This is a genomic window from Streptomyces scabiei 87.22 (assembly GCF_000091305.1).
GTDB lineage: Bacteria > Actinomycetota > Actinomycetes > Streptomycetales > Streptomycetaceae > Streptomyces > Streptomyces scabiei.
The window spans coordinates 580,810-603,832 of record NC_013929.1 but is presented as its reverse complement, the minus strand read 5'-3'; the positions used below and the strand labels follow the sequence as shown (position 1 = coordinate 603,832).

22 protein-coding genes are annotated in these 23,023 nt (G+C 73.0%); 13 read left to right on the top strand and 9 right to left on the bottom strand.

Features of this window, described 5'->3' with window-relative positions; genetic code table 11:
• Positions 1-86 precede the first annotated feature (86 nt).
• The 3 genes from SCAB_RS02470 (at position 87) to SCAB_RS02460 (ending at position 3,046) form a co-directional block, all read left to right on the top strand.
• Positions 87-1,100 (top strand): ABC transporter permease, encoded by a 1,014-nt coding sequence (locus SCAB_RS02470; RefSeq protein ID WP_012998469.1) that lies wholly within the window; start codon positions 87-89, stop codon positions 1,098-1,100.
• Positions 1,097-1,933: an ATP-binding cassette domain-containing protein gene (locus tag SCAB_RS02465; protein WP_012998468.1), complete on the top strand. Its 837-nt coding sequence runs from the start codon at positions 1,097-1,099 to the stop codon at positions 1,931-1,933. Before SCAB_RS02470 ends, SCAB_RS02465 begins: the two co-directional genes overlap by 4 nt.
• Before the next feature lie 81 nt (positions 1,934-2,014).
• Positions 2,015-3,046, top strand: a complete 1,032-nt coding sequence (locus SCAB_RS02460; protein ID WP_012998467.1) for a LacI family DNA-binding transcriptional regulator — start codon at positions 2,015-2,017, stop codon at positions 3,044-3,046.
• A 2-nt stretch (positions 3,047-3,048) separates the two neighbouring features.
• Here SCAB_RS02460 and SCAB_RS02455 read toward each other — a convergent pair whose 3' ends face one another.
• From SCAB_RS02455 to SCAB_RS02435, 5 genes are read right to left on the bottom strand one after another with little or no spacing between them, the layout of a single operon-like run.
• Positions 3,049-4,458 carry an MATE family efflux transporter gene (locus tag SCAB_RS02455; RefSeq protein WP_012998466.1) on the bottom strand — a complete coding sequence of 470 codons (1,410 nt, stop codon included), beginning with the start codon at positions 4,456-4,458 and terminating at the stop codon, positions 3,049-3,051.
• Entirely contained in the window at positions 4,458-5,516 is a 1,059-nt protein-coding gene (locus tag SCAB_RS02450; RefSeq protein ID WP_012998465.1) for a cysteine synthase family protein, read from the bottom strand. Before SCAB_RS02450 ends, SCAB_RS02455 begins: the two co-directional genes overlap by 1 nt.
• 30 nt (positions 5,517-5,546) lie before the next feature.
• Complete coding sequence (locus SCAB_RS02445; protein WP_012998464.1) at positions 5,547-6,893, bottom strand: alanine racemase; 1,347 nt, start codon at positions 6,891-6,893, stop codon at positions 5,547-5,549.
• Positions 6,890-7,912 (bottom strand): ornithine cyclodeaminase family protein, encoded by a 1,023-nt coding sequence (locus SCAB_RS02440; protein WP_012998463.1) that lies wholly within the window; start codon positions 7,910-7,912, stop codon positions 6,890-6,892. Before SCAB_RS02440 ends, SCAB_RS02445 begins: the two co-directional genes overlap by 4 nt.
• A complete protein-coding gene (locus SCAB_RS02435) occupies positions 7,909-8,898 on the bottom strand; it encodes a TauD/TfdA family dioxygenase (RefSeq protein WP_012998462.1) in 990 nt (329 codons plus the stop codon). The genes SCAB_RS02440 and SCAB_RS02435 overlap by 4 nt, the downstream gene beginning before the upstream one ends.
• 289 nt (positions 8,899-9,187) lie before the next feature.
• On the opposite strand from SCAB_RS02435, the gene SCAB_RS02430 reads away from it, so the two are divergent.
• The 6 genes from SCAB_RS02430 to SCAB_RS02405 all read left to right on the top strand — a co-directional run bounded on the left by SCAB_RS02430 (position 9,188) and on the right by SCAB_RS02405 (position 15,633).
• A complete protein-coding gene (locus tag SCAB_RS02430; RefSeq protein ID WP_012998461.1) occupies positions 9,188-10,741 on the top strand; it encodes an ABC transporter substrate-binding protein in 1,554 nt (517 codons plus the stop codon).
• Between the two features lie 83 nt (positions 10,742-10,824).
• Positions 10,825-11,745: an ABC transporter permease gene (locus SCAB_RS02425; RefSeq protein WP_012998460.1), complete on the top strand. Its 921-nt coding sequence runs from the start codon at positions 10,825-10,827 to the stop codon at positions 11,743-11,745.
• Positions 11,742-12,548 (top strand): ABC transporter permease, encoded by an 807-nt coding sequence (locus SCAB_RS02420; RefSeq protein WP_012998459.1) that lies wholly within the window; start codon positions 11,742-11,744, stop codon positions 12,546-12,548. Before SCAB_RS02425 ends, SCAB_RS02420 begins: the two co-directional genes overlap by 4 nt.
• Complete coding sequence (locus SCAB_RS02415) at positions 12,545-14,086, top strand: ABC transporter ATP-binding protein (RefSeq protein ID WP_012998458.1); 1,542 nt, start codon at positions 12,545-12,547, stop codon at positions 14,084-14,086. The genes SCAB_RS02420 and SCAB_RS02415 overlap by 4 nt, the downstream gene beginning before the upstream one ends.
• A gap of 133 nt (positions 14,087-14,219) precedes the next feature.
• Positions 14,220-14,792: an AMIN-like domain-containing (lipo)protein gene (locus SCAB_RS02410; RefSeq protein ID WP_037724945.1), complete on the top strand. Its 573-nt coding sequence runs from the start codon at positions 14,220-14,222 to the stop codon at positions 14,790-14,792.
• Between the two features lie 115 nt (positions 14,793-14,907).
• Positions 14,908-15,633: a PaaI family thioesterase gene (locus tag SCAB_RS02405; protein ID WP_012998456.1), complete on the top strand. Its 726-nt coding sequence runs from the start codon at positions 14,908-14,910 to the stop codon at positions 15,631-15,633.
• A gap of 53 nt (positions 15,634-15,686) precedes the next feature.
• On the opposite strand, the gene SCAB_RS46835 is transcribed toward SCAB_RS02405, so the two are convergent.
• From SCAB_RS46835 to SCAB_RS02390, 4 genes are read right to left on the bottom strand one after another with little or no spacing between them, the layout of a single operon-like run.
• A complete protein-coding gene (locus SCAB_RS46835; protein ID WP_012998455.1) occupies positions 15,687-15,953 on the bottom strand; it encodes a hypothetical protein in 267 nt (88 codons plus the stop codon).
• Positions 15,950-17,296, bottom strand: coding sequence for a hypothetical protein (locus tag SCAB_RS02400; RefSeq protein ID WP_012998454.1), 1,347 nt, complete (start codon positions 17,294-17,296; stop codon positions 15,950-15,952). Before SCAB_RS02400 ends, SCAB_RS46835 begins: the two co-directional genes overlap by 4 nt.
• A complete protein-coding gene (locus SCAB_RS02395) occupies positions 17,293-18,474 on the bottom strand; it encodes an OmpA family protein (protein ID WP_012998453.1) in 1,182 nt (393 codons plus the stop codon). The genes SCAB_RS02400 and SCAB_RS02395 overlap by 4 nt, the downstream gene beginning before the upstream one ends.
• Positions 18,471-18,716 carry a hypothetical protein gene (locus SCAB_RS02390; protein WP_046773488.1) on the bottom strand — a complete coding sequence of 82 codons (246 nt, stop codon included), beginning with the start codon at positions 18,714-18,716 and terminating at the stop codon, positions 18,471-18,473. The genes SCAB_RS02395 and SCAB_RS02390 overlap by 4 nt, the downstream gene beginning before the upstream one ends.
• A gap of 338 nt (positions 18,717-19,054) precedes the next feature.
• On the opposite strand from SCAB_RS02390, the gene SCAB_RS02385 reads away from it, so the two are divergent.
• From SCAB_RS02385 to SCAB_RS02370, 4 genes are read left to right on the top strand one after another with little or no spacing between them, the layout of a single operon-like run.
• Positions 19,055-20,455 carry a sensor histidine kinase gene (locus SCAB_RS02385; protein ID WP_012998451.1) on the top strand — a complete coding sequence of 467 codons (1,401 nt, stop codon included), beginning with the start codon at positions 19,055-19,057 and terminating at the stop codon, positions 20,453-20,455.
• Positions 20,452-21,369, top strand: coding sequence for a hypothetical protein (locus SCAB_RS02380; RefSeq protein WP_012998450.1), 918 nt, complete (start codon positions 20,452-20,454; stop codon positions 21,367-21,369). Before SCAB_RS02385 ends, SCAB_RS02380 begins: the two co-directional genes overlap by 4 nt.
• Positions 21,366-22,313, top strand: coding sequence for a hypothetical protein (locus tag SCAB_RS02375; protein WP_012998449.1), 948 nt, complete (start codon positions 21,366-21,368; stop codon positions 22,311-22,313). Before SCAB_RS02380 ends, SCAB_RS02375 begins: the two co-directional genes overlap by 4 nt.
• Entirely contained in the window at positions 22,310-23,005 is a 696-nt protein-coding gene (locus SCAB_RS02370) for a Pr6Pr family membrane protein (RefSeq protein WP_012998448.1), read from the top strand. Before SCAB_RS02375 ends, SCAB_RS02370 begins: the two co-directional genes overlap by 4 nt.
• Positions 23,006-23,023 lie beyond the last annotated feature (18 nt).

Below are 23,023 nucleotides of genomic sequence, written 5' to 3'. Positions count from 1 at the left end.
GGGGCGGCCGCCCGCCCGTCCTCCTGTCCGCCGATCCTCCCGATCAGCGCGGGCGACGACCTCTGTCTTGACGACAAGGACTTCGCATGACTGCCACGACCACACCTCCGGGCACGTCCTCGCCGTACGCCGAGCTCAAAGCACCCAATCCGGCCCGCCGGCTGCTCACGGCACCGACCACCGGTCCCCTGGTCGCCCTGATCCTGGCCTGCGCCTTCTTCTCCCTCTCCTCCGACCAGTTCCTCACCGGCGGGAACTTCTCGCTGATCGTGCAGCAGGTCATGGTCGTCGGCACCCTCGCCATCGGACAGACCCTGATCATCCTCACGGCGGGCATCGACCTGTCGTGCGGTGCCGTGATGGCGTTCGGCAGCATCATGATCGCCAAGATGGCCGCGGAGGGCTCCCTGCCCCCGCTCGCCGCCATCGCCCTGGGCCTGGTCGTCTGCGGCGGCTTCGGACTGCTCAACGGGCTGCTGGTGCAGAAGATCCCGCTGCCGCCGTTCATCGTCACCCTCGGCATGCTCAACGTGGCGTTCGCCCTGACCCACATCTATTCCGAGGAACAGACCGTCACCAACCTCCCCGGCCCGCTCACGGCTTTGGGACAGACCTTCCCGCTCGGCAAGACCGACATCACCTACGGGTCCCTGGTCACGATCGCCCTGTTCCTTCTGCTCGCCTACACCCTGAGCAACACCGGCTGGGGCCGCCACGTCTACGCGCTGGGCAACAGCCCGGAGGCCGCGCGCCTGAACGGCATCCGCACGGGCCGGCTCACCATCGGCGTCTACACCGTCGCCGGCATCCTCTACGGCATCGCCGCCCTGCTGCTCATCTCCCGCACCGGCGTCGGTGACCCGCAGGCCGGGCAGACCGACAACCTCGACAGCATCACCGCCGTGGTCCTCGGCGGCACCAGCCTCTTCGGCGGCCGCGGCTCGGTGCTCGGCACGTTCATCGGCGTCCTCATCGTCGGTGTCTTCCGCAACGGTCTGCAGCTGATGGGCGTCGCGTCCATCTACCAGACCCTGATCACCGGCGTCCTGGTGATCCTCGCGGTGACCGTCGACCAGATCTCCCGGAAGAAGGCACGATGACCGCCACCAGCACCGTCACGCCCGTTCTGCAGGCCCGCGGCCTGGTCAAGCGCTACGGCCATGTCACCGCCATCGACGGCGCCGACTTCGATCTGCTGCCCGGCGAGGTCCTCGCCGTCATCGGCGACAACGGCGCGGGCAAGACCAGCCTCATCAAGGCCCTCACCGGAGCGGTCACCCCCGACGAGGGCGAGATCCGTCTCAACGGCGAACCGATCACCTTCGCCGGACCGCAGAGCGCCCGTGCCCACGGCATCGAGACGGTCTATCAGGACCTCGCCGTGGCCGCCTCCATGGACATCGCCTCCAACATGTTCCTCGGACGCGAACTGCGTCGGCCCGGTGTCCTCGGCAGTGTCTTCCGCATGCTCGACAAGAAGCGCATGCGCGACGAGGCCGCCGAGCACATGGCCGACCTGAAGATCGGACTGCGCTCGCTGACCCAGTCGGTCGAGACCCTGTCCGGCGGACAGCGTCAGGCCGTCGCGGTCGCCCGCTCCGTGGCCTGGGCCCGCTCGGTCGTCGTGATGGACGAACCCACCGCCGCCCTCGGCGTCAAGGAGTCCGGCCAGGTCCTCGACCTGATTCGCCGGGTCCGCGACAAGGGTCTGCCGGTCGTCCTCATCAGCCACAACATGCCGCACGTCTTCGAGATCGCCGACCGGATCCACGTCCACCGCCTCGGCAGGCGGGCCGCCGTGATCAAGCCCTCCGACTACTCCATGGCCGAGGTCGTCGCCATCATGACCGGTGCGCTCACCGTCGACGAGGCCGGGGATACTGTCGTTGCGGATTCCGCGGCGGCGAAGGCCGCCGGCGTCCAGGCCGACTGACGCCGCCACGATTCGAGCCACTCACGGGTTCCGGCCGAAGGCCGCGGCCGGAACCGACGAGCGCAGGGAGACCGTTCCACCATGGCAGCGAACCGCCGCCCCACCCTGGCCGACGTCGCCCGCGAAGTGGGCGTCAGCGCCAAGACCGTCTCCCGTGTCCTCAACGAGGACGGACCCGCCTCCGCCCAGACGCGGGAACAGGTGATGGCCGCCGTGGCCAAGCTGGGCTTCCAGCCGAACCTCATGGCCCGCAACATCCGGGTCGGCGGCCCCGACACCACCGTCGGACTGGTCATCCCCGACCTCGGCAACCCCTTCTTCGGGGCCGTGGCCAGCAGCATCGAGGACACCGTCCGCGACCGGGGCCTGACCCTGCTCATGGGGTCCAGCGCCGACGACCCGGACCGCGAACGCGCCCTGACGGACAAGTTCCTGGCCCGCCGCATCAGCATCCTCATGGTCGTGCCGTCCGTCGGCGCCGACCACTCCCACCTCAAGTCGCACCGCGCCGCCGGGCTGCCCGTCGTGTTCCTCGACCGCCCCGGAGCGGCCCTGGCCACGGACCATGTCGTCAGCAGCAACCGTACGGGCGCCCACGACGGCGTCGCCCACCTGATCGCCCACGGCCACCGCCGCATCGGCTTCATCGGTGACCTGCCCGCCAAGCTGTACACCCGCCGCGAGCGTCTGACCGGTTACCGCTCCGCCCTCCAGGAGGCCGGCCTCCCCGCCGACCGCGCCCTGATCACCAACGCCCACGACCAGCGCGGTGCCTCCGCCGCCACGTCCCAGCTCCTGGGCCTGGCGGACCCGCCCACCGCCCTGTTCGCCGGCAACAACATCGTGGCGCTCGGGATAGTGACCGAACTCGCCCGCACCGGACGCAAGGACGTGGCGGTCGTCGCCTTCGACGACGTGGCCCTCGCCGACGCCCTCGAACCGGCCCTGACCGTGGTCGCCCAGAACCCCGAGGAACTCGGCAGAACCGCCGCGACCGTCGCCCTGGCCCGCCTGGACGGCGACCGCACCCGCGCCCGCACGATCACGGTCCCCACCCGCCTCATCATCCGAGGCTCGGGGGAACGTCCGGCACCGGCACCGCGGGGGGTGTGACCTCAGGCCGCCATCGCCGTGGCCGCGTTCCGTAGCCGTACGCCCTTGTTGAAGCGGCGGAGCAGCAGGAGTGCGGTGGTGGCGAGGCCGGTGAGGAGGCCGAGCCAGATGCCCACCGTGTCCCAGCCCGTGGCGAAGCCGAGGAGCAGGGCGGCGGGGAGGCCGACGAGCCAGTAGCCGACCAGCGTGATGCGGAAGCCGCCCTTGGTGTCGTCGAGGCCGCGCAGGAGGCCGACGCCGATGTTCTGGGCGCAGTCGAAGAACTGCATCACCGCGGCGATCAGCAGCAGGCTCGTCGCGAGGTCGGTGGCCGTGCGGCTCTCGCCCTCGAAGAACGGGGCCAGCACCAGGCCCGGCACCGCGGCGTACAGGACCGCCACGACCGCCATCACGGCGGCGGCGCACGCCAGAGCGGTGGACTTCAGCCGCTGGGCGGCCGCCGTGTTGCCGAGGGCCAGCTCACGGCTCACCCCGAGGGAGGCGGCGTGGGAGAGACCGACGGCGATCTGGAAGACGATGTAGACGAGCTGGTTGACGGCGGTGTGCGCGGCCAGCGCGGCCGTGCCGAAGCTGCCCACCAGCAGGGCGACGACGGAGAAGAACCCCGCCTCGGAGCCGTAGGTGGCGGCGATCGGCGCGCCCAGTGCGGTGAGGCGGCGCAGGGTGGCCGGGCGGGTCTTCCAGATGCTCAGCGACAGCACCGGCGCCAGCCGGGGATCGCGCCGGGCGGAGAGGTACAGCGCCAGGAACGACAGCGCGTACACGGAGGTCGTGGCGAGCCCGATGCCCGGCAGGCCCAGCTTCGGCAGGCCCCAAGTGCCGTGGATGAAGACCCAGTTGAGGCCGACGTTGACGGCGATCGAGGCGATGGTGATGCGCAGCAGCGCCTGGGGGCGGCGCATGCCGACGGTGAACTGCCGTATCGCCTGGAACCACAGGCAGGGCAGCAGGCCGGGCGCCAGCGCGTACAGGACGGGCTTCGCCGCGTCGACGACGTCCGGGTCCTGGCCGAGGTGGACCACGAGGTGCCCGATCCCCACCATCAGCAGCGCGCCCGCGAGACCGGCGAGCGTGGACAGCAGCAGGCTCGCCCGGACCAGGTCCCGAACCTCCTCAAGAGCGGTCTCCGCCGCGCCGGCGTCCGCGTCCGCGCCCTGGGACTCGGTGCGCGCGTCCGCCGCGGCGACCTGGTTGCCGACGGCGGTCACCAGCCCGACCCCCATGGTCCGCAGCTGGTTGAAGATGACCAGCGCGAGACCGCCGGCGGCCAGCGCCTCGGTGCCCAGCAGGCCCATCATGATCGTGTCGGTGGTGGTGAGCGCGACCTGGGCGAGCTGGGTGAGCGCGAGCGGGACGGCGAGGGTCGCCAGGGCGCGGCTGTCGGTGAGGAGGCGGGTCAGGGCGGGTGGCATCAGACGGTTTCCTGCGAGGGCTCGGGTGAGGGGGCGTGGCGGAGCTTGGTCAGCAGCTCGTCGATCTCGCGCTCCACCTGGGGGGAGAGGAGCGCACGGGCGGCCATCCAGTCGTCGTCGAAGACGGTGTCCATGTACTTCTCCCCGCCGTCGTTGATCAACGCGACCATAGTGGTGCCGGGAGGCAGCGTGGACAGCCGGGTCAGTGCTTCGTGCACGACTCCGCCGGCCGAGCCGCCGAGGAGCAGTCCGGTGCGCCGGGCGACGGCCCGCGCGGTGGCGAACGCCTCGACGTCGCCGACCTTCACGCCCTCGTCCAGCAGCGAGTAGTCGACCATGGCGCCGATCGTGGCGCCCTCGGGCGTGCCGGTGCCCGACTGGTGGTAGTCGTGCGCGGGCGGTCCGAACGCGATCGAGCCCTTCGGTTCCACGCCGACGATCCGCAGCCCCGGCACGGTCTCCCGCAGCGGGCCCCCGGTCCCGAACAGTCCGCCGCCGGTGCCGACCGCGCCGATGAGGATGTCGATCCGGCCGTCCAGCGCGGCGTGGAGTTCCCGGGCCACCGGGTGGTAGCCGACGCCGTTGGCCATGTTGTTGTGCTGCTCGGTGAAGTAGGCGTTGTCCGACTCGGCGGCCAGCTTCTCCGCGAACTCCTCGCGGGCGGCGGTGGCCAGGTCCCCGTCGCCCTCCTCGGCGACGTACACCAGCTCCGCGCCGAGGGCCTTCATCGCGCGCAGCTTGTCGACGGCGGCGTGATGGTCGACGACGGCGGTGAAGGTGTAGCCGCGCTCGGCGGCCACGACGGCCAGGCCGAGCCCGGTGTTGCCGGAGGTCGACTCGACGATCCGGCCGCCGGGGCGCAGCAGTCCGCGTTCCTCGGCGTCGACGACCATCTGCCGGGCCATGCGTATCTTGGCGGTGCCGGTCGGGTTGAACTGTTCCAGCTTCAGCAGCAGCCGGGTGTCGCTCTCCGTGCGGGCCAGCTCGAACAGCGGGGTGGCGCCGATGAGTTCGGAGACCTGCCGCACGACGGGCGGCCGGTACAGGGGGTCGTCCATGGAGGGCTCCTGGGGCTTCGGTGGGGGGCTTCAGTGGGGGTGGCGGTCGAGGCGCCAGCGGAAGGGGGAGGCCGAGGGCTCGACGACGGCCTTCGGGGGCAGTGGGAGGTCGTGGAACGGCGACTCGTTGGAGTCCATCTGGTATCCCGCCGTGTTGAGGTACACGAGCAGGTCACCGGCGGCCGGACGCAGGGGGAAGGGGACCTTCCGCCAGGTCAGCATGTCCGACTCCAGACAGGTGGCCGCCCCCACGCAGGCCGGGTACGGCCCCGCGTCGGCCCTCGGACCGCTACCGGCCGGCACCAGCACCGGATCGGGCAGGAACTCGCTGTCGAACCACTGCTCCGAGAGGCTGAGGCTGCTGCCGTCGACCGTGAGGAGCGCGTAGCCGTCGCGCTCCTTGACGCCCTGGACCCGGAACACGGTGAACCCGGCCTGGTCCAGCAGGGCCCGTCCCGGTTCGACGAGCAGGGTGACACCGGCCGCCCGCAGCAGCCCGGCGAGGGTGGTGCCCTCGCCCGCACCGGCCGGGGTGGTCGCCAGGATCGTCCGCAGGGCGTCGGCGCCCGCGACGGGGGAGTGGTACGGGTAGAAACCCCCGAAGGACTTCTCGGCGTGGAAGTGCTCGGGGCGCCGGCTCTCCTCGAACCGCCGCCACTCCTCGGCACCGACGTAGTCCACGGCGAAGCCGCCGCCGATGCTGATCCGGTCCGCACGCAGTCCGAGTGCGCGGGCGCGCGTGCACAGGCCGATCGACTCGGCCGCCAGATCGGCGCGCTGACGCGTGTCGTAGCCGGAGAGGTGGAAGCTGAAGCCCTCCATCTCGACGGGACCGGTGACGCACCGCCGCAGGGCCGCGTCCAGCTCGCCGTCGTCCAGGCCGAAGCGGCTGTGCGGCTGCCCAGGGGGGAGCCTGCGCAGCAGGACCCGTGCGGTGCGGCCGAGTTGCTCCGCGAGTGAGAGGAGCCGATCGAGTTCGTCGAGTGCGTCCACCGCGATCAGGGCGCCCTGGAGCACGGCCACGCGCAGCAGGTCGTCCACCTTGGCGGGGCCGGTCACGACCAGGTCCTCGCCGCGCACTCCGGCGGCCAGGGCCTCGCGCAGCTCGCCCTGGCTCGCCACGTCGACGCCCAGTCCGGCCACGGCGGCCCGCTCGGCGTAGACGGCCGCCTTGTTGGCCTTCTTCGCGTAGTACACCCGGCCGTCCACGCCCGCCTCGGCGAACACCCGGCGGAAAGCGGCCGCGTTGGCGTCGAACCGCTCCGGCAGCAGCACGTGGTACGGGCCGCGCAGGCCGTGGCTCAGCTCGTGCAGCAGCGCGTCGCCGAGCAGGGCCCGCACCTCGGGCGTGGTGTGGGAGGGGAGCGCGGCCGTCACTTCCACAGGGGCACCGCCGTGCCCAGGCCCTGGGCGAGGGCCAGTTGGGCGAACCGGTGGCCGAGGGCGATGTCGGTGACGACGAGCCCGCTGTTGTAGGCGAAGATCCGCTGCCCGGCGTCGGTGCGGCCCTCGGCGCGGCCGGCGAGCACCTCGGGGAACTCGGCGTCCACCTCGGGCAGTCGGCCGTCGGCGTCGGCCATGTCCACGCCGGTGACCCGCATCTGGGCGGTGCTGGTGGCGATCACCCGGTCGGCGCGGTGCAGGGTCGAGGGCGCGATGCCGTAGCCGATGAGGACGGACAGGGCCGCGGGCTTGAGCCACTCGGCGTCCACGGAGGCGGGGGTGTTCGGACCGGCGGTGGCCAGCACGATGTCCGCGTCCCCGGCCGCCGCCCGCAGATCGGTGACGACCTCCAGCTCACGGTCGGGGAAGTGGGTGCGCAGCTGCTCGCGCACCGCCCGTATGCCGTCCGGATGCGTGCCGAAGAGCATGAGCCGTTCCAGGCCGGGCAGCGTGGTCAGCAGGAACGGCAGGGCGAGCCGCCCCTGGGTGCCGGTGCCGACGACCAGGGCGCTGCGGGCGCCGGGTGCGGCCAGTTCGCGGGCCAGGAGTGCGGAGACCGCGGGGGTGCGCAGGGCACCGACCCGGCCGCAGTCCAGCATCGCGACCGGCAGTCCGCTCTCGTCGTCGTACAGCGTCAGTGTCGTGTAGTAGTGCTGCTTGTCGCGGTCCTCGTGCAGCCCGTACTTGTACGAGGTCTTCACCGCGACCACGCCGCGCACGCCGTCGCGGCCGAGCATCGCGTACGCCACCGAGTGGCCGTCCTGCGGTTTGACGGTGAGCTTCTGGGGGTTGTCGGACTGTCCGTCGGCGAGGGTGCGGTAGGCCTGTTCCACCACGGACACGACGTCGGCGAGGGAGATGTCGATGCCGGCCACGTCGCTGGTGCCGAGGATGCGCAGGGTCGTGTCGTCGGGCGTCATCGCGGTTCCTCCGGTGCTGTCGGTGCCGGTCATGCGTGGGCCTCCACGGCGGCCTGCCCGTAGCCGTGCTCCGACTCCTCGGCGGGCGGGCGCGTCCGGCGGCCCTTCGCCCGCACGGAGGAACGTTTCAGCCAGCGGTCGCTGCCGTCGTACCGGGCCTTGAAGGGGACCCGTCCGTGCACGACCAGGTCGTTGTCCACGACCAGGACCTCGCCGGGCTCCAGGCTCACGGCCACGCTGACGCGGGCGAGTTCGTCCTCCAGGCGGGCGTAGGCCGCTCGGTGGTCCTCGGGCGCCTGCTCCAGCGGAGTGTAGGCCGGGTCGAAGCGCAGGGTCAGGCCCTCGTGCGACTGCCACAGGGTGGGCACGGGCGGCGGGGTGCCCTGGTACGCCCGGGCCTCCTCGTAGGCGTCGTCGGGGAGGATCGGCAGCACCGGGCGGCTCAGCAACTCCACGTCGGCGTCGGAGAGTTCGACGTTCCGGATGCCGGCGGCCGTGGTGGCGACGGAGTCGGGGTTGCGCACGCAGCCGAGGATCAGCAGATGGGCGCGGCCCGGGTGGAAGGCGTCCTCGGTGTGCGGGCTGAGCAGCACGCTGCTGCTGGCGCCGGTCTGCTCCTCCTCGTGGCCGGGGCTCGGCACGATGTTGTGCACGAACCGGCCGTCCTGCTGGCCTTCCCAGGCGATGGGGGTGCCCATCACCGTCGACAGCAGGAGCAGGACCACGTCGTGGACGGCGCCGGCGTGCCCGGCGGTGGACCAGTGGTCCGGGGTGGGGCCGACGGCGTCGTCGTCGACGCGCAGGCCGCGCAGGACGAAGAGTCCGTCGGCGGTGTCGACGGGGCGGCAGGCGTGGCGGATCGGTTCGCTCAACGAGGCGGCGACGGCCGGGACTCGGGCCAGCAGGCCGGGGTGGGTGGGGTCGCCGTCGTGTGCGGCGAGGAGGGTGTGTGCGGCGGCGGTCAGTTCGGCGACCGAGTCGCCGTCGAGCAGGCGTACGGGAGTGCTACCCGTGGGCATGGGGGGTCCGTCCGTTCCGGTGCGGAATGCGTGTGCGGGCGCGGTGCGTGAACTGCGGGTGGGGCTGTGCCGAGCGGTCGACGGGCATGGCGAAGAAGGCCACCCGGGAGGGGCCGCGTGGTCAGGCGCGGCTCCGGTCGGCCTCCGGAAACATAGCCAGCCCTAGGCAGTCAGGGAAGGCTTGCCTAAGTTGATGAAGATCACATACGGGGCGGTCTTGTCATACAGCCGCCACACAAGATAGGTAAGGCTAAGCAAATCAAGCCAACAGCGGGAAATTGAGGGACAAGTGGACCTGACGCGACGTCAACTGCTCTGGGCCGGCGGCGCCATCGGCGCGGGCGTCATGCTCACCGCCTGCGGTGGCGGCGACGAGAAGCCCACGGCGTCGGCCACCGGTGACTCGGCCAAGCCCCGCAAGGGCGGCACCCTGCGCGTCGGAGCGCTCGGCCGGGCCGGCGCCATCACCCGCGACCCGCACGGCAGCCAGGCCAACGAGAGCGACTACCTCATCATCAGCCTGCTCTACGACACCCTCACCGTCCCCGGCGCCAAGCCCAACACCGAGCCCCGGCTCGCCGCGAGCTGGAAGCCCTCGAAGGACCTGAAGACCTGGCGGTTCACCCTCGCCAAGGGCGCCACCTTCCACGACGGGACACCGGTCACCGCCGAGGACGTCGTCTTCTCGCTGAAGCGGCTGCGCGCCACCCCCTCCGGTGCCTCCCGCCTGCCCGGCATCCAGGCGAAGAACATCACCGCCGACGGCACCGACACCGTCGTCATCGTCTCCGACTACGCCAACGCCGAACTGCCCCTGCTGGTCCGCCTGACCACCTTCGTCGTCCCCAAGGGCACCACCGACAAGGACATCGCCAAGGCCCCCGGCACCGGGCCCTTCAAGCTCGACTGGTTCCGCGGCGGCAACGCCCGCCTGGTCCGCAACGACGACTGGTACGGCGGCGAGGTCCACCTCGACGCCATCGAGGTCAAGATCTTCGAGAGCCCCCAGGCCATGGCGAGCGCCCTGCTCGCCGGCCAGATCGACCTGGCCTCCAACGTCGGCGCCGTCGCCGCCCGAACGGCCGAGAGCCGCAAGGACATCCAGGCCGTCCGCCGCCCCAACGACATGGCGATGCCCCTCGTCATGCGCACCGCCGACGGCCCCTTCGCCGATCCCAGGGTCCGCGAGGCGCTGCGCCTGGCCGTCGACCGCGAGGCCATGGTCAAGCAGGTCCTCTCCGGCTACGGCACCGTCGCCAACGACATCCTCGGCACCGGCGACCCCGCCTACGCCAAGGACCTCCCGCAGCGCACCCGCGACCTCACCAAGGCCAAGGCCCTGCTGAAGGAGGCGAAGTTCGACACCTCAAAGACCTACGAGCTGTACACCACCGAGGACATCGCAGGACTCGCCGAGTCGGCCACCCTCTTCGCCACCCAGGCCCGCGAGGCCGGCGTCAAGATCAAGGTCGTCAAGCAGGAATCGGCCACTTTCTGGGACAAGACCTGGCTCAAGGGCGACCTCTACACCACCTACTGGGGCACCAACGACTCCGTCGTCTTCTTCGCCAGCAAGACCATGGTCTCCGACAGCGGCACCAACGAGGCCGGCTGGAAGGACGAGGACTTCGACACGGCGTACGAGGAGGCCATCGGCACCGCCGCCCCGGCCGAGCGCACCGCCCTGCTGAAGGAGCTCCAGAAGATCGGGTACGACGCCTCCGGCTACCTCCTGTGGGGCATGGCCGACGGCATCGACCTCGCCGGGGCCGAGGTACGCGGGCTGCCGACCCTGCCCGGGTACGGAAGGGTGCAGCTCGAAGGCGCGTGGCTGGCCAGTTGACCCCCGACACCGCCGCGCCGGCCGCCTCCCGGGTCACCCCGGGCGGGCGGTCGGCGCGCACCCCTGTCCGAGTCCTCGCCCGGGTGGGCGCGGTCCTGCTGAAACGCGCTCTCCTGCTCGCCCTGCTCCTCGCCCTCGTCTTCGGCACCGTCGAACTGCTGCCCGGCGACGCCGCCACCGCCACCGCCGAACGCGGGGAGAGCGCCGCCGACGTCGCCGCCCGCCGCGCGCAGCTCGGCCTGGACCGCCCTGTCCTCGAACGCTTCGGGGACTGGATGACCGGCCTGCCCACCGGCGACCTCGGCACCTCGGCGCGCGGCGAGAAGGTCACCGACCTGCTCTCCAGCGCCTTCCCCAACACCCTGCTCCTCGGCGGCATCGCCCTGCTGCTCACCGCGCTCGTGTCCCTCACAGCGGGCTGCTGGGCCGCGCTGCGCCCGGGCGGCCGCGTCGACCGCGCCGTGTCCGCCACGGCGACGGCCGTCCTCGCCCTGCCCGAGTTCGTCGTCGCCGTCGCCCTGGTCCTGGTGTTCTCCCTGTGGACCGGATGGCTGCCCGCCGTCACCCTCACCGGCGCCGACGGAACCCCCGCCGACTGGACCATGCTCGTACTGCCCGCCCTCGCCCTCACCGTCCCGCAGGCCGGCTGGAACATCCGCATCGTGCGCGCCGCACTCGCCGACGAGGCCCGCGCCCCCCACGTGGAGACGGCCGTCCTCGACGGACTGCCGCCCCACCGCGTCCTCACCCACCACGTGCTCCCCGGGGCCCTGCCCGCCATCGCCGCCGGCCTGGCCACCTCCACCGGCATGCTGCTGGGCGGCGCGGTCGTGGTGGAGACCATCTTCAACCACCCCGGGATCGGCTCCGTCCTGGCCTCCGCCGTCAGCGACCGCGACAGCCCCGTCATCGCGGGCGTCACCGCCCTCTCCGGCGCCGTCCTCACCGCCGTCCTGCTCCTGGCCGACCTGGTCCGCGACCTCGCGACGGGAGTCCGACGGTGAAAATCGCAGCCGCCCTGCGCGCCACCCCCGCCCTGCTCCTCATCGGACTGGCCCTCGCCGGCCCCTGGATCGCCCCGCACGCCGTGGACACACCGGTGACCGCCCCCTACGCCACCCCCGACTCCGCCGCACTCCTCGGCGGGGACCAGCTCGGCCGGGACGTCCTCGCCCGCCTGCTGGCCGGCGGCCGCGACCTGGTGCTCTCCTCCCTCCTCGTCGCCCTCCTCGTCACCGGCACGGCCGCGCTGCTCGGCGCGATCGGAGCCGTACGCCCTCTCGTCGGACGCCTCGTGGAGCGCACCGCCGATGTCCTGATGCTGCTCCCCGCCGTGCTCGGCATCCTCCTCGTCACCCTGTCCTGGCCCGACGGCGGACGCCTCGCCGTCATCGCCGCCGCCGTCGTCCTCGGCGTGCCCTACGCCGTCCGGCTCACGGCGAGCGCGGCCCGCCCCATCGCCGAGGCCGGGTACGTCGAGGCGGCGGCCGCAGGCGGCGAACGCCTGTGGTACCTGGTCGTCCGCGAGATCCTGCCCAACCTGCGCGCCACCCTGCTGGCCCTGTTCGGCCTGCGCTTCGTCGCCGCCGTCTACCTCGTCGCCACCGCCGGATTCCTCCAGGTCGGCCCCCAACCACCGGCCGCGGACTGGGCGTTGATGGTCCGCGAGAACTCCTCCGGCCTCCTCCTCAACCCCTGGGCCGTCGTCGCACCGAGCATCGCCATCGGCCTGCTCGCCCTCAGCGTCAACCTCGCGGCCGCCACCCTCGCACCCCAGACCGGCCGGAAGGCGGTGACCGTCCTGTGAGCCACACCCGCGGCCGGTACACGAAGGCGGACGACCCCACGGGCGACGACTCCCCGGCGGTCCGCGTCAGCGACCTCACCGTCACCGCGCCCGACGGCCGGCACCTGCTGAGCGAAGCGTCGCTGACCGCCCGCCCCGGGCGCCTCCTCGCCCTCACCGGGCCCTCCGGCGCCGGCAAGACCACGCTGCTGCGTGCCCTGACCGGCCTCCTCCCGCCGGGCACCACCCGCACAGCGGGACACGTCGACGTCCTCGGCCACGACGTCTTCGCCCTCACCGACCGCGAACTGCGCACCCTGCGCGGCACCCGTCTCGCCTACGTCGGCCAGGACCCCGGCTCCGGACTCAACCCCCGGATGCGCGTACGCACCCTGGTCCGCGAACTCGCCGCCGACCGCGACCCGAAGGCGGTGGCCGCCCTCCTCGCCGAGGTCCGCCTCCCGGACGACGGCCGCCTGGCGGGCCGCCGTCCCGGCGCCCTCTCCGGCGGACAACAGCGCCGTGTCGCCCTCGCCCGCGCGCTGGCCCGCCGCCCCGACCTCCTCCTCCTGGACGAGCCCACCGCCGGCCTCCACCCCGAACTGCGCGACGAGATAGCCGAGTTGCTGCGCCACCTCGCCCGCGAACACCACCTGGCCGTCATCCTGTCCTGCCACGACCACGCCGTGGTCGAGCGCGTCGCGGACGACATCGTGGAACTCGGCGCACGACCGCGCCCGCCGAGCCCCGCACCCGTGCTCACACCCCGCACCGCCCCCGCTCCTCCGCTCCCCGGGACCCCGCCGGCCCTCGACGTACGGAACCTGCACGTGTCGTTCCGCGGCACGCCCGCGCTCACCGGCGTCGACCTCACCGTCGCCCCCGGCGCGGCGGTCGGCATCGTGGGCGTGTCCGGCGCGGGCAAGACCACGCTGGTCCGGACCGTCGTGGGGCTCCAGCGCAGCACCTCCGGCACGATCCGGCTGTCCGGCACCGCCCTGAGCACCGGACTGCGCGGACGCACCCGCGCACAGCGACGGGGACTGCAGCTCGTCACCCAGAACCCGCTCGGCGCACTGAACCCCAGCCGCCGCGTCGGCGACGCCGTGGGGCGCCCGTTGCGTCTGCACCGCCGCTGCCCGTCCGCGGAGACCGCGCAGCGCGTGGCGCACCTCCTGGAACAGGTCGGCCTGCCGCCCGCGTTCGCCGACCGCTACCCCCACGAGCTGTCCGGCGGGCAGCGGCAGCGGGTCGCCGTCGCCCGGGCCCTGGCCGCCGAGCCCGACGTCCTGATCTGCGACGAGGTCACCTCCGCACTCGACGCCGAGACGGGCCACGCCCTCATGGACCTGTTGACGGACCTCCGCGAACGCAACGGCACCACCCTCGTCCTCATCAGCCACGACCTGTCCCTCATCGCCGACCGCACCAGCACCGTCACCGTGCTGGAGGCGGGCCGGGCCGTGGAATCCGGACCCACCGCCGAGGTCTTCGCCGCTCCTCGGCACGCGGCGACGCGAGCCCTGCTCGGCGCGGCCGTGTCCGCCACGGCCCCCTGACTCCGCCGCGCCGCGGCACCTGCCGGCAGGAAGGGCCCGTTCCACCCCGGGTCCGGCGTGCAACCATCCTGCGCACCCGCTCGTCTCACTCGGCACCAGAGCTACACCGCAAAACATGATCAAGGGGTACGACATGCGACGTATCGGAGCGGCAGCGGCCGTGCTCGTGCTCGCGGGCACCACGCTGGGGACGGCGGCCGGCACCGCGGGTGCCGAGACCGAGGCAGCGGCCGGGCGCACGGTGGCGGCGGCCTGCCCGACGGGCTGGGGCAGCGGAGCCAAGGGCGGCGCCGCGGTGGGCGCCGACCACCTGCGGAACATCAGGACCGGACGGCACGCGTGCTACGACCGCATGGTGTTCGAGGTACCCGGCGGCGGCCGGATCAGCTATCACGTCCAGTACGTGAAGCGCCTCCTCACCGACGGGGGCGGCCAGTACATACCGGTCAAGGGCGGAGCGATCCTCGACATCCGCATCGGCGCCTGGAGCTACGACCTGGAGGCCGGCGCGCCGACCTACCCGGGCAAGGTGGGCAAGCGCCTGCCCGGCGTCGACGTCACCGGCTACAACACCTTCCGGGACACCCGATTCGGCGGCACCTTCGAGGGCCAGACCCAGGTCGGCCTCGGCGTCCGGGCCCGACTGCCGTTCCGGGTGCTCCGGTTGAGCGACCGTGTCGTGGTCGACGTCGCGCACCGCTGGTGACGAACCGGCACGGCACCCGGCCTCCCCCATGAGGCCACCGCCGGCGAGGCCGGGACCCCACCGGGCCCGGCCCCGTCGGCGGGCGTGATCCCCGGCGTGTGCTGAAGTGGGGATCATGACGAGAAGCGACGCGATCGTGGTGCCGGAGCTGTACGTCGGCTACCCCGGGGTGGCCTTCGGCGGATACGTCGCCGGCACGCTCGCGCAGAGGCTGGACGCGCGGACGGTACGGGTGGACTTCCGTGGGCCGGCACCCGTCGACGTGCCCCTGCCGGTCGCCGGGACGGCCGACGGGGGCGTTCGGCTGGGGGAGGCGGAGCGCCCCCTCGCCGCGGCCCGCCCCGCCGAGTTGTCGCTCGACGTGCCGACCGCGCCCTCCCGGGCGGCGGCGACCGCCGCGTCCGAGCGGTTCCGGTCCGATCCGCCGCCGGGTGCGGTCGACTGCTTCGGCTGCGGCCTGCGCGCTCCCGGCCGGGGGCTGCGCGTGCACTGCGCGCCGGTGCCCGGGTCGGGCCTCGTCGCCGCCGCCTGGGTCCCGCCGCCGGTCTTCGCCGGCCCGGACGGGCGGCTCCCGGAACGGCTGGTCTGGGGGGTCCTGGACTGCCCGGGACACTGGGCGGGCCGCTTCCTGGGCACCCAGCAGCCGGGCGCGGTCACCGCCTCCCTGACGGGCTCGATCCTGCGGCCGGTCACGACGGGCGAGCCGCACGTCGTGCACGCCTGGCTGCTGTCGGAGTCCGGCCGCAAACACACCATGGGCGTCGCGCTCACCACGGCCGAGGGCGAACTGTGCGCCCTCTCCGAGGCGTTGTGGATCGACCCCCGGCCCGCCCCCGCCTGACGCACGGCTCGGGGGCGGCGCGCGGATTCCCACGGCGCCCCCGAGCAGCCGTCCTACTTCTTCCCGCCGCGCAGCCGACGGGCACTGTCCCGGTCGAGAGTCAGCCCCGTCGTGGGCCGGCGGTCCGTGGCGGTCAGGCGTCCGGTGTCCCGGCCCAGCCGCTCGGTGCGGGTCCCGCTGTGTTCCGCGTACTGCTGCTGCAGATAGGCGGGCATCCCGGGCGGTGGCGGCGCCTGTCCCGCGCCCGTGACGGCCGCGATGATCTCACCGACGGCCCATGCCCTCCTGGCCGTGCTCCTGGCCCTGCCCCACAGGCTCATGCCACCACCGCCAGGCCCTCGTCGCCCTGCTCGCCCTGTCCTTCGCCGCCGACGGCGACGGCAGGGACCGCTTCGGTGTCCGTCCACGACCGTGCCTGGGCCAGTGCCAGGTCCAGGTCGCCGAGGGACAGGCGGGGGCCGGGCAGAGCACTGCCGTAGCCGCAGTGCTGGTGGACGGAACGGGCGTACCGGACGGCCCTGTCCTCGGTGCTCTCGACGACCCGGCGTTCCGCCTCGGCCCGCAGGCGGGCACAGTCCCGTGCCAACCGGGCCGTGAGCCGGGCGGCCTGGCGCAGCAGGATCTCCCGCTTGGCGCGCAACGCCTCCTCGGTCCGGTGCGTGCCGTGCAGTTGGGGAGCCAGGACGTCGATCGCCTCGGTCGTCGTCGAGCCGTCCGCGAACTCCGACTGGTACGACAGATACGCCACCGCGCCGATCACCAGGGCGAACAGCGCGGCCATGACACCGGTCAGCAACCGCTGGTCGGAAGGGCCGTCGAGGACGAGACGCCAGGCCATGGCGGCACCCAGGGCCAGCGCCAGGAGGCCGCACAGGAGGAGTTCGGACACCAGGGTCTTCACGCCGCCCCTGGACGAGCCGCCGCCGGCGAGGTCCCAGCCGCCGTGCGCGGCCCGGTACGCGCGGTGCCGTCTGCCGAACAGCTTCATCGTCAGCGCGACGCCGACCGTGCCGAGGATGCCGAACAGCAGCGCGGTGACCGCACGCAGGACGCTGTCGGCGGACAGCAGGGCCCTGCGCAGGTCCACGTTGAGGAACTTGGCCATCAGGAAGGTCAGAACGATGACGTCGAGTGCGAGGAGCCCCAGCAGCAGCTTCTTGGCGCGGGGCGGGATCCGCCGGTGGGCCCGTGAACCGGCCCGTTCCTCGTCCTCGACCCGCGCGGCCCAGTCGGCGTGGCGGCCGTGGGCCTCGGCCGTGGTGTAGGACTCGCCGTGCGGACCGACGTAGCGGCGCTCGTGCAGGGACGCGAGTTGATGGCCGAGGAAGCGGGCCTCGGCGTGCAGGCCCTTGATCGTCGCGACGGCCGGCTCGACGGTTCTGCCGGCCTCCGTCCTCACCCACGCGTCGGCGCGGCGCTCGGCCGCCCCGCGCAGACTGTCCTCGGAGTGGGTCCAGGCGTCGGCCGGGCGGTCCCGTCCGATCCGCCGGGCCTCGCCGACGAGCGCATGACAGCGGACGATCTTCGTGAACGGCATGGGGCCCATCCCCAGCACGGAGGTGAGGGTCTCACCCAGCGGGATCCGCGGGCGGCCTCCGTGACCTGCCGCCGTGTGCGTGACGTGCGGGGGACTTGCGGTGCCCCCGGGGCTGATGGATGTCATGACCGGCCGGGTCCTTCCTTCGGGGTGACGGTGATCTCGACCCGCCGGTTCTGGCGGGCCAGTCGCTCGGCGAAGACACCGCCGGGCATGTTGTCGACACGGGGCCGGGTGGAGCCGACCCCTTCGACCGATCCGATGAGGGCGGGGGAGACGCCGAGCCGCACGAGGCGCTCGCTCACGGCCCGCGCCCGCCGGCCGGACAGGGCGAAGCCGCTCGCCCCGGCGCCGACCCGGGCCGTGTGGCCGGTGATCGTCACGACGACATCGGTGCCGCACCGTTCGAGGCTGTCCGCGACCGGTCGCAGGTACCGGTCGGCACCCGGTGCGAGACGTGCGTCGTCCGCGGTGAACGTCACCGAGGCCGGAACCACGTAGGTGCCCTTGCAGGAGGTGGGGGTCGCACCGACCGGCACCACCGGGACGGGCCGCTGCGACGCCGACGGCAGCCGGGGGACGTCGTCGTCCCGGACCGTGCACGACGCCGCTCCCGAGGCCGCGCACACGGCGCGCCACAGCGCGGTGATCCGCCGCGCGGCGGGCAGCGGGAGCTCCGGCTGGGTGCCGAGGACGATGCCCAGACCGACGAACTCGACATGCCGCCCGGTGGCGTCGGGCACCAGCGAGCGGTTCTTCAGGTCCCGTACGACGGTGGCGGGATCGAAGGTCCAGCCGAGCGTGCGCAGGTCGAGCGGGTCGGCGGTCTGCACGCCCGACGACACCAGGACGACGGTGCCGCCGTCCGGGGTGGCACGCAGGGCCCGGCGGTAGGTGCCGAGGAGGTCGAGTCCGTCCGCCGCCGGCCGGCCTTCGGTCATCGCCCGGCGCAGCCCTGCCGCCCCGGCGCGCGCCTTCTCCCCGGCGGCGGCCCGGTCCTGCTCCACCTCCCGCGCGTCCCGCAGGGGCGTCAGGTCGACCTCGGTCACCCGCGGGTTGGTCGACACGACCACGGAGACCTTTCCGTCGCCGGGATCGACCGCGTCCAGGGCGTGGCGGACGGCGATGTCCTCCACCACGGGGGCCCAGGGCGCCGGTTCGGCCATGCTGCCGGTCACGGCGACGGTCAACGGCGCCGGCCCCGGCACGGACCCGCAGGCGGTGAGGGTGCCCACGGCCAGCGCGCAGACGGCGAGGGCCGACAGCAGGGGAGCGGTACGCGGTACCGGACTGTGCCTTGTCATGCCGCACCCGCCCAGCGGGCCACGGACGTCAGATGCCAGCCGCCGGAGCAGTGGGGGCAGCGGTAGGCCCGGACCACCGTCCATTCGGGGCGCACACCCTGGAGTTCGGCATGGGACCTGGACCTCCGGGCGGCCGCCAGGAGGAGCCTGGCGTCCTTGCGTTCGCCGAGGCGCCGCTTGCCGGTGGTGGCGCAGACCGGCCAGTTCCGCCGGGGCCTTCGGGGGCGTCGTGTGAGGGCCATGGATTCCTCCGTCGCCGATCGCGGCGTGGGGACGGCCGTGAACCGCCCCACCGTTGGCGAGAAGGAATAGCGGGCGGCCTCGGGACGGACTCGTGGAAAACGTGAACGGGCCAGCTCACCGGGCGAGTTGGGCAGGTGGCACGAAACCGTCGAAGCGGCCGTGCGCGGGCGCCGGGGGCACCGGACGCGCACACCGGCGTCACCGTCCCCCCGGCGCCGCGGCCCTCGTACGGCAGAGCGGTCCCACCGGGGTCGTGAAAACCACGACCCCTCGCGGGAGGGCTGCCCCACACTGTGCGCAGCGCCCGAACCCGACGGACATCACGGGGGTACGAAGAATGTCCTTGTCCCGGCAAGACCGGTTGTCACTGGTCGACTTCCTGCCCGCGCAGGACCGGCCGACCGGCCCCTGGGCCCAGATCCTCTGGGACCTGAGGGCGCCGGCCCCCATGAGCGTGTGGTCGACCCGGGTGACCGCCGCCCGCATCCACCGCTACGACCGTGTCCGGCCGTTCGTCACACGCGGGTTCCTGCTCGTCGTGCTCGCCGTGCTGTTCGCGTACGCCGACGACGCCCGGCCGCTCGCCTGGGCGCTGCTGTCGGTGGGCGTGCTCCAGACGACCCTGGAGATCTACCTCGACGGCCAGGCGCACGGCGGCGCCCGCTCGCGCTTCACCGTGGTCCGGATGCTGCTCTCCTGGCAGGACGACTGGCAGTGGGAACGCACCCTGCTCAACGCCACCGGGCTGCTCGGCGGCCTCGCCGTCCCCGCCAATGTCCTCGCCGTGCTCTTCCTCACCGGCCCCGGCGACCCGGGCTGGGTCAAGCCGGCCGCCCTCGCGGTGGCCCTCGCGTACGCCAACTCCGGCATCTTCCACGTCCTCACGGACGGCACCTACTACTCCGCCAACCAGAGCCTGCCCAGGTTCCTGGTCACGCTGCGGGCGTACGGCTGGCTGCTGGTCACGGGGGTGCTCGTGGCCTTCGTGGCGCTGTCGGTGCACCTCGGGAAGTGGAGCCCAGAGATGGTGCCGCTGGCGTGGGCGGCCTGCGTGCTGCCGTACTTCGTGGGCCTGAAGGCACGCGACTGCGACCGGTCCCTGCGGGCCGGCGGCGAGGAGGTGGCCTTGGCCATGAACGAGGCGCGTGACCGGCTGGCACAGGACTTCCACGACATGCACACCGGAGCCCGCTCGCTCTTCCGGGCCCTGGCCGACGACGAGGCGGTCAGCGCCCAGGTGAGGATCGACGCCGCCGACTTCGCTCCCATGATCACCCTGGTCAAGGAGATGGCCGACGAGCGTGCGTGGGACGCCGGCGACAAGGAGATCGCTCTCGACGCGGTCCTCGCACAACTCGCCCGCGACCACAGTCTGCGCCTCACCACGCGGCTGCGGCTCGGTGAACTGCGCCCCGCGAACCGGGAACTCGTACGCCAGCTGATCACCACGGTCGTCAGCAACGCCGCCCAGGCGATGGCCCGCAGGGCGATCCACGACCGGCCGGTCTCGGTGTCGGGCGAGGTGTCCGAAGGAATGATCCACCTCAGGATCAGCGATCCGCTCCCCCTGATCCCGGACGGCGCGTGGTGCGTGGACGGCAGCACGCTGGCGTTCATGCGGGACAGACTGCGGCGCCTCGGCGGCGACATGACGCAGTCCGAGGTGGCCGGCGGCAAGGAGATCCGCGGCGTATGGAGTGTCCGTCCCCCCAGGCTCAAGAGGGAGTCCACGCGATGATGAAGTACCTCCTGATCGACGACCAGGGCAAGCGCAGCCGGGTGTTCGCCGAGCAGGTCTCGCTGCCGGGCCGGCTCGAATTCGAGATCATGGACGACCCCGAACTGCTGCGGGACCTCGACGTGGAGGACCTGGCCGAGTTCGACGGCGCGATCGTCGACTTCCACCTCAATACGCCGTCCGGCCCCGGCTACCGCCCGCTGACCATCGTCGACCCGGCCCGGTTCGACGGCCCGGTCGAGGTGCGGACCGGCATGGGCGCCATGCTGTACCTGAGGCAGCATGTTCCGGACATGAGCCTGTACGGGATGACCGAGCTGACCCATGGTCACGCGCAACTGTTCCTGGCCGCCGCCGCGGTGTGGCTGGCCGCCGATCCCCTGAACGTGAACGAGCCGCCGGAGATCCTGCGGCGGGTGCTCCTCGCACCCGACGGGGAGCAGGCCCACCTCCAGGCGTCACACCGGCAGATGAGCGACTCGACCGGTCCCTTCCGCCGGTTGATGGACAGCTGTCTCAAGCGCAAGCACCTCACCGAGACGTACGACTGGCTGCGCTGCTACCGGATGTGCAACGGGCCCCGGGCGCACCGGCAGGTCGCGGGTTCGGTGAAGCGGCTGCTGGGACTGCGGATCCCGGTCGACGCGGAGCGGACGTTCTTCCCGATGATGACGCAGTGGCAGACCGACCTGGAGGCGTTCGTGCGGGCCTGGGGCGAGGACACGACGCACTGGCCGGACGTCACGACGGGCGTCTCCGCGAAGACCTGGGCGGAGCGCAACCCGGTGCTGGACTACGTGAAGTCGGGCGCGTACGAGACCTTCTTCAACTCGCCCGACGTACGGGCCGCGTTGACGTTCCACCGGGTCAACGAGGCGCAGGAGAAGCTGAGGGCACGGGAGGAACAGCCGTGACGTCCGTACTCAAGGCCGCCCCTGCGTGGGAGGCCGTCCGCGTGGCCACGGCCGGCGGCCCGCTCGGCGAGACCCTCGTCGGTGTCGTGGACGGCCGCGGGGACGCCGGCGGCCCCACGTTCCTGGTCGCGCAGGGCTTTCTGGCGTTCGTGGAACCCTTCGAGATGCAGCGGTTCCGGCTGATCGCGTCGATCCTGCGGGCACGGCTCGTGGTCGTGGAGACGCCGGGCGCCGGCTTCGCCGCCTCCCGGCTGCTGCCCGCCGAGCGACGCGCGCTGCTGCGGGGCGACTTCACGGTCCCCGCACGGCGCATGCTGCGGGCGGCCACCGAGGTCCTCGGCGCGGACGGCCGCGGCGCCGGGGCGGGGGAGACGGACGTGTCGGGCGTACTGGGGTACTCGCTCGGCGCGTCGTTCGCCGCCGCGATGGCCGCCGTGTCCGGCACGACACGCACCGGGCCGCCGCTCAGAACCGTCGTCCTGGTGGAACCCGTCGCCGTACGACGCTGGAGCGCCGTGGGCCTCCTGGCCGCCGTCCACCACGAGAACCGTCTGATCAGGCCCTACCTGGACCAGACGGCCACCGTGCCCGGCGCCGTCCGCCCCCTGGAGGACCGAACGGACGCCGAGCCGGTCACCCGGCGCCGCGGTGATCTGCTGCTCCTCGCGAACGCCCTGCGGGCCGCTCGCCTCGGCGGGGACCTCATGACCGCGGGACGTCGTGACCCGGGACCGGAGCGGAGCCGACTGCTCGTCGTACGCGGCGAGCGGAGCACGCTCTCACCGCGCGAGGCGGTGGCGTCGCTGATGGCATCCGCCGAGCGGCACGGCTACGCGGCACACCTGCTGAGCGTCCCCGGTCCGCACGCCTTCTGGCACTCCCTCCCCGCCGTCGCCGCCGCGACGACACGACTGGGCCGCATCCTCGGGACGACCACGCCATGACCCTCATCTCTCCGGACTCCGACTCCGACCGCGGCCCGGACGACGCCCCGGCCCCGGTGCCGGCCCGGCCGCGCGGGACCCGCCTGCTCGGCGTCCTGGCCGCCCTCACCCTCACGGCCGGTGTGGTCTGCCAGTTCCTGCAGCGAACCGACCCGACGCCCCCGCTGATGTATTTCACCGTGGACTCGGCGGTGCTGGCCGCGACCGTCCGGACCTGGCGGCCGGCACGCGGGCCCGGCGGCGGTGTGTGGCCGGAGCGGATCCGGGACGCCGCGACGGTCGGCGTGGTCCTGTCCGCGCTCGTCTACTGCACGGTGATCGCGCCGAGCAGCCCGTCGGGAACCTGGTTCGGCGCCCACGACGACGTGTGGGCCCGCGCCGCCACCGTCCTGTTGCACGCCGTCGCACCGGTCTGGGTGGTCGCGGAGTTCCTGACCCGCCCGTACACCCCCGCCCCGACCCTGCGCGAGGCCGCCCTGCTCACCTGCTGGCCGGCGCTGTATCTGGTCGTCGTGGGCGGCCTCGCCGGGGCCGGCGCGGCGACGATGCCCTACGACTTCCTGCGGCCGTCGCAACTCGGCCGGCCGGCCGTGGCGGTGGCCGTCGTCGTGCTGTACGCCCTCGCCCTCGGGCTCGCGAGCGCCCTGCTCATGGCCCGCACGCACGTCCAGGGACGCCGCACGAGGCGGTGAAGCACGGCGGAGACGAAC

Coding starts and splice junctions, on each gene's coding strand:
- SCAB_RS02405 (WP_012998456.1), top strand. CDS start 14,908: ATGACGAGAAGCGACGCGATCGTGGTGCCGGAGCTGTACGTCGGCTAC.
- SCAB_RS02435 (WP_012998462.1), bottom strand. CDS start 8,898: ATGCCCACGGGTAGCACTCCCGTACGCCTGCTCGACGGCGACTCGGTC.
- SCAB_RS02390 (WP_046773488.1), bottom strand. CDS start 18,716: ATGGCCCTCACACGACGCCCCCGAAGGCCCCGGCGGAACTGGCCGGTC.
- SCAB_RS02455 (WP_012998466.1), bottom strand. CDS start 4,458: ATGCCACCCGCCCTGACCCGCCTCCTCACCGACAGCCGCGCCCTGGCG.
- SCAB_RS02460 (WP_012998467.1), top strand. CDS start 2,015: ATGGCAGCGAACCGCCGCCCCACCCTGGCCGACGTCGCCCGCGAAGTG.
- SCAB_RS02465 (WP_012998468.1), top strand. CDS start 1,097: ATGACCGCCACCAGCACCGTCACGCCCGTTCTGCAGGCCCGCGGCCTG.
- SCAB_RS02470 (WP_012998469.1), top strand. CDS start 87: ATGACTGCCACGACCACACCTCCGGGCACGTCCTCGCCGTACGCCGAG.
- SCAB_RS02370 (WP_012998448.1), top strand. CDS start 22,310: ATGACCCTCATCTCTCCGGACTCCGACTCCGACCGCGGCCCGGACGAC.
- SCAB_RS02450 (WP_012998465.1), bottom strand. CDS start 5,516: ATGGACGACCCCCTGTACCGGCCGCCCGTCGTGCGGCAGGTCTCCGAA.
- SCAB_RS02440 (WP_012998463.1), bottom strand. CDS start 7,912: ATGACCGGCACCGACAGCACCGGAGGAACCGCGATGACGCCCGACGAC.
- SCAB_RS02395 (WP_012998453.1), bottom strand. CDS start 18,474: ATGACAAGGCACAGTCCGGTACCGCGTACCGCTCCCCTGCTGTCGGCC.
- SCAB_RS02400 (WP_012998454.1), bottom strand. CDS start 17,296: ATGACATCCATCAGCCCCGGGGGCACCGCAAGTCCCCCGCACGTCACG.
- SCAB_RS02410 (WP_037724945.1), top strand. CDS start 14,220: ATGCGACGTATCGGAGCGGCAGCGGCCGTGCTCGTGCTCGCGGGCACC.
- SCAB_RS02380 (WP_012998450.1), top strand. CDS start 20,452: ATGATGAAGTACCTCCTGATCGACGACCAGGGCAAGCGCAGCCGGGTG.
- SCAB_RS46835 (WP_012998455.1), bottom strand. CDS start 15,953: ATGAGCCTGTGGGGCAGGGCCAGGAGCACGGCCAGGAGGGCATGGGCC.
- SCAB_RS02385 (WP_012998451.1), top strand. CDS start 19,055: ATGTCCTTGTCCCGGCAAGACCGGTTGTCACTGGTCGACTTCCTGCCC.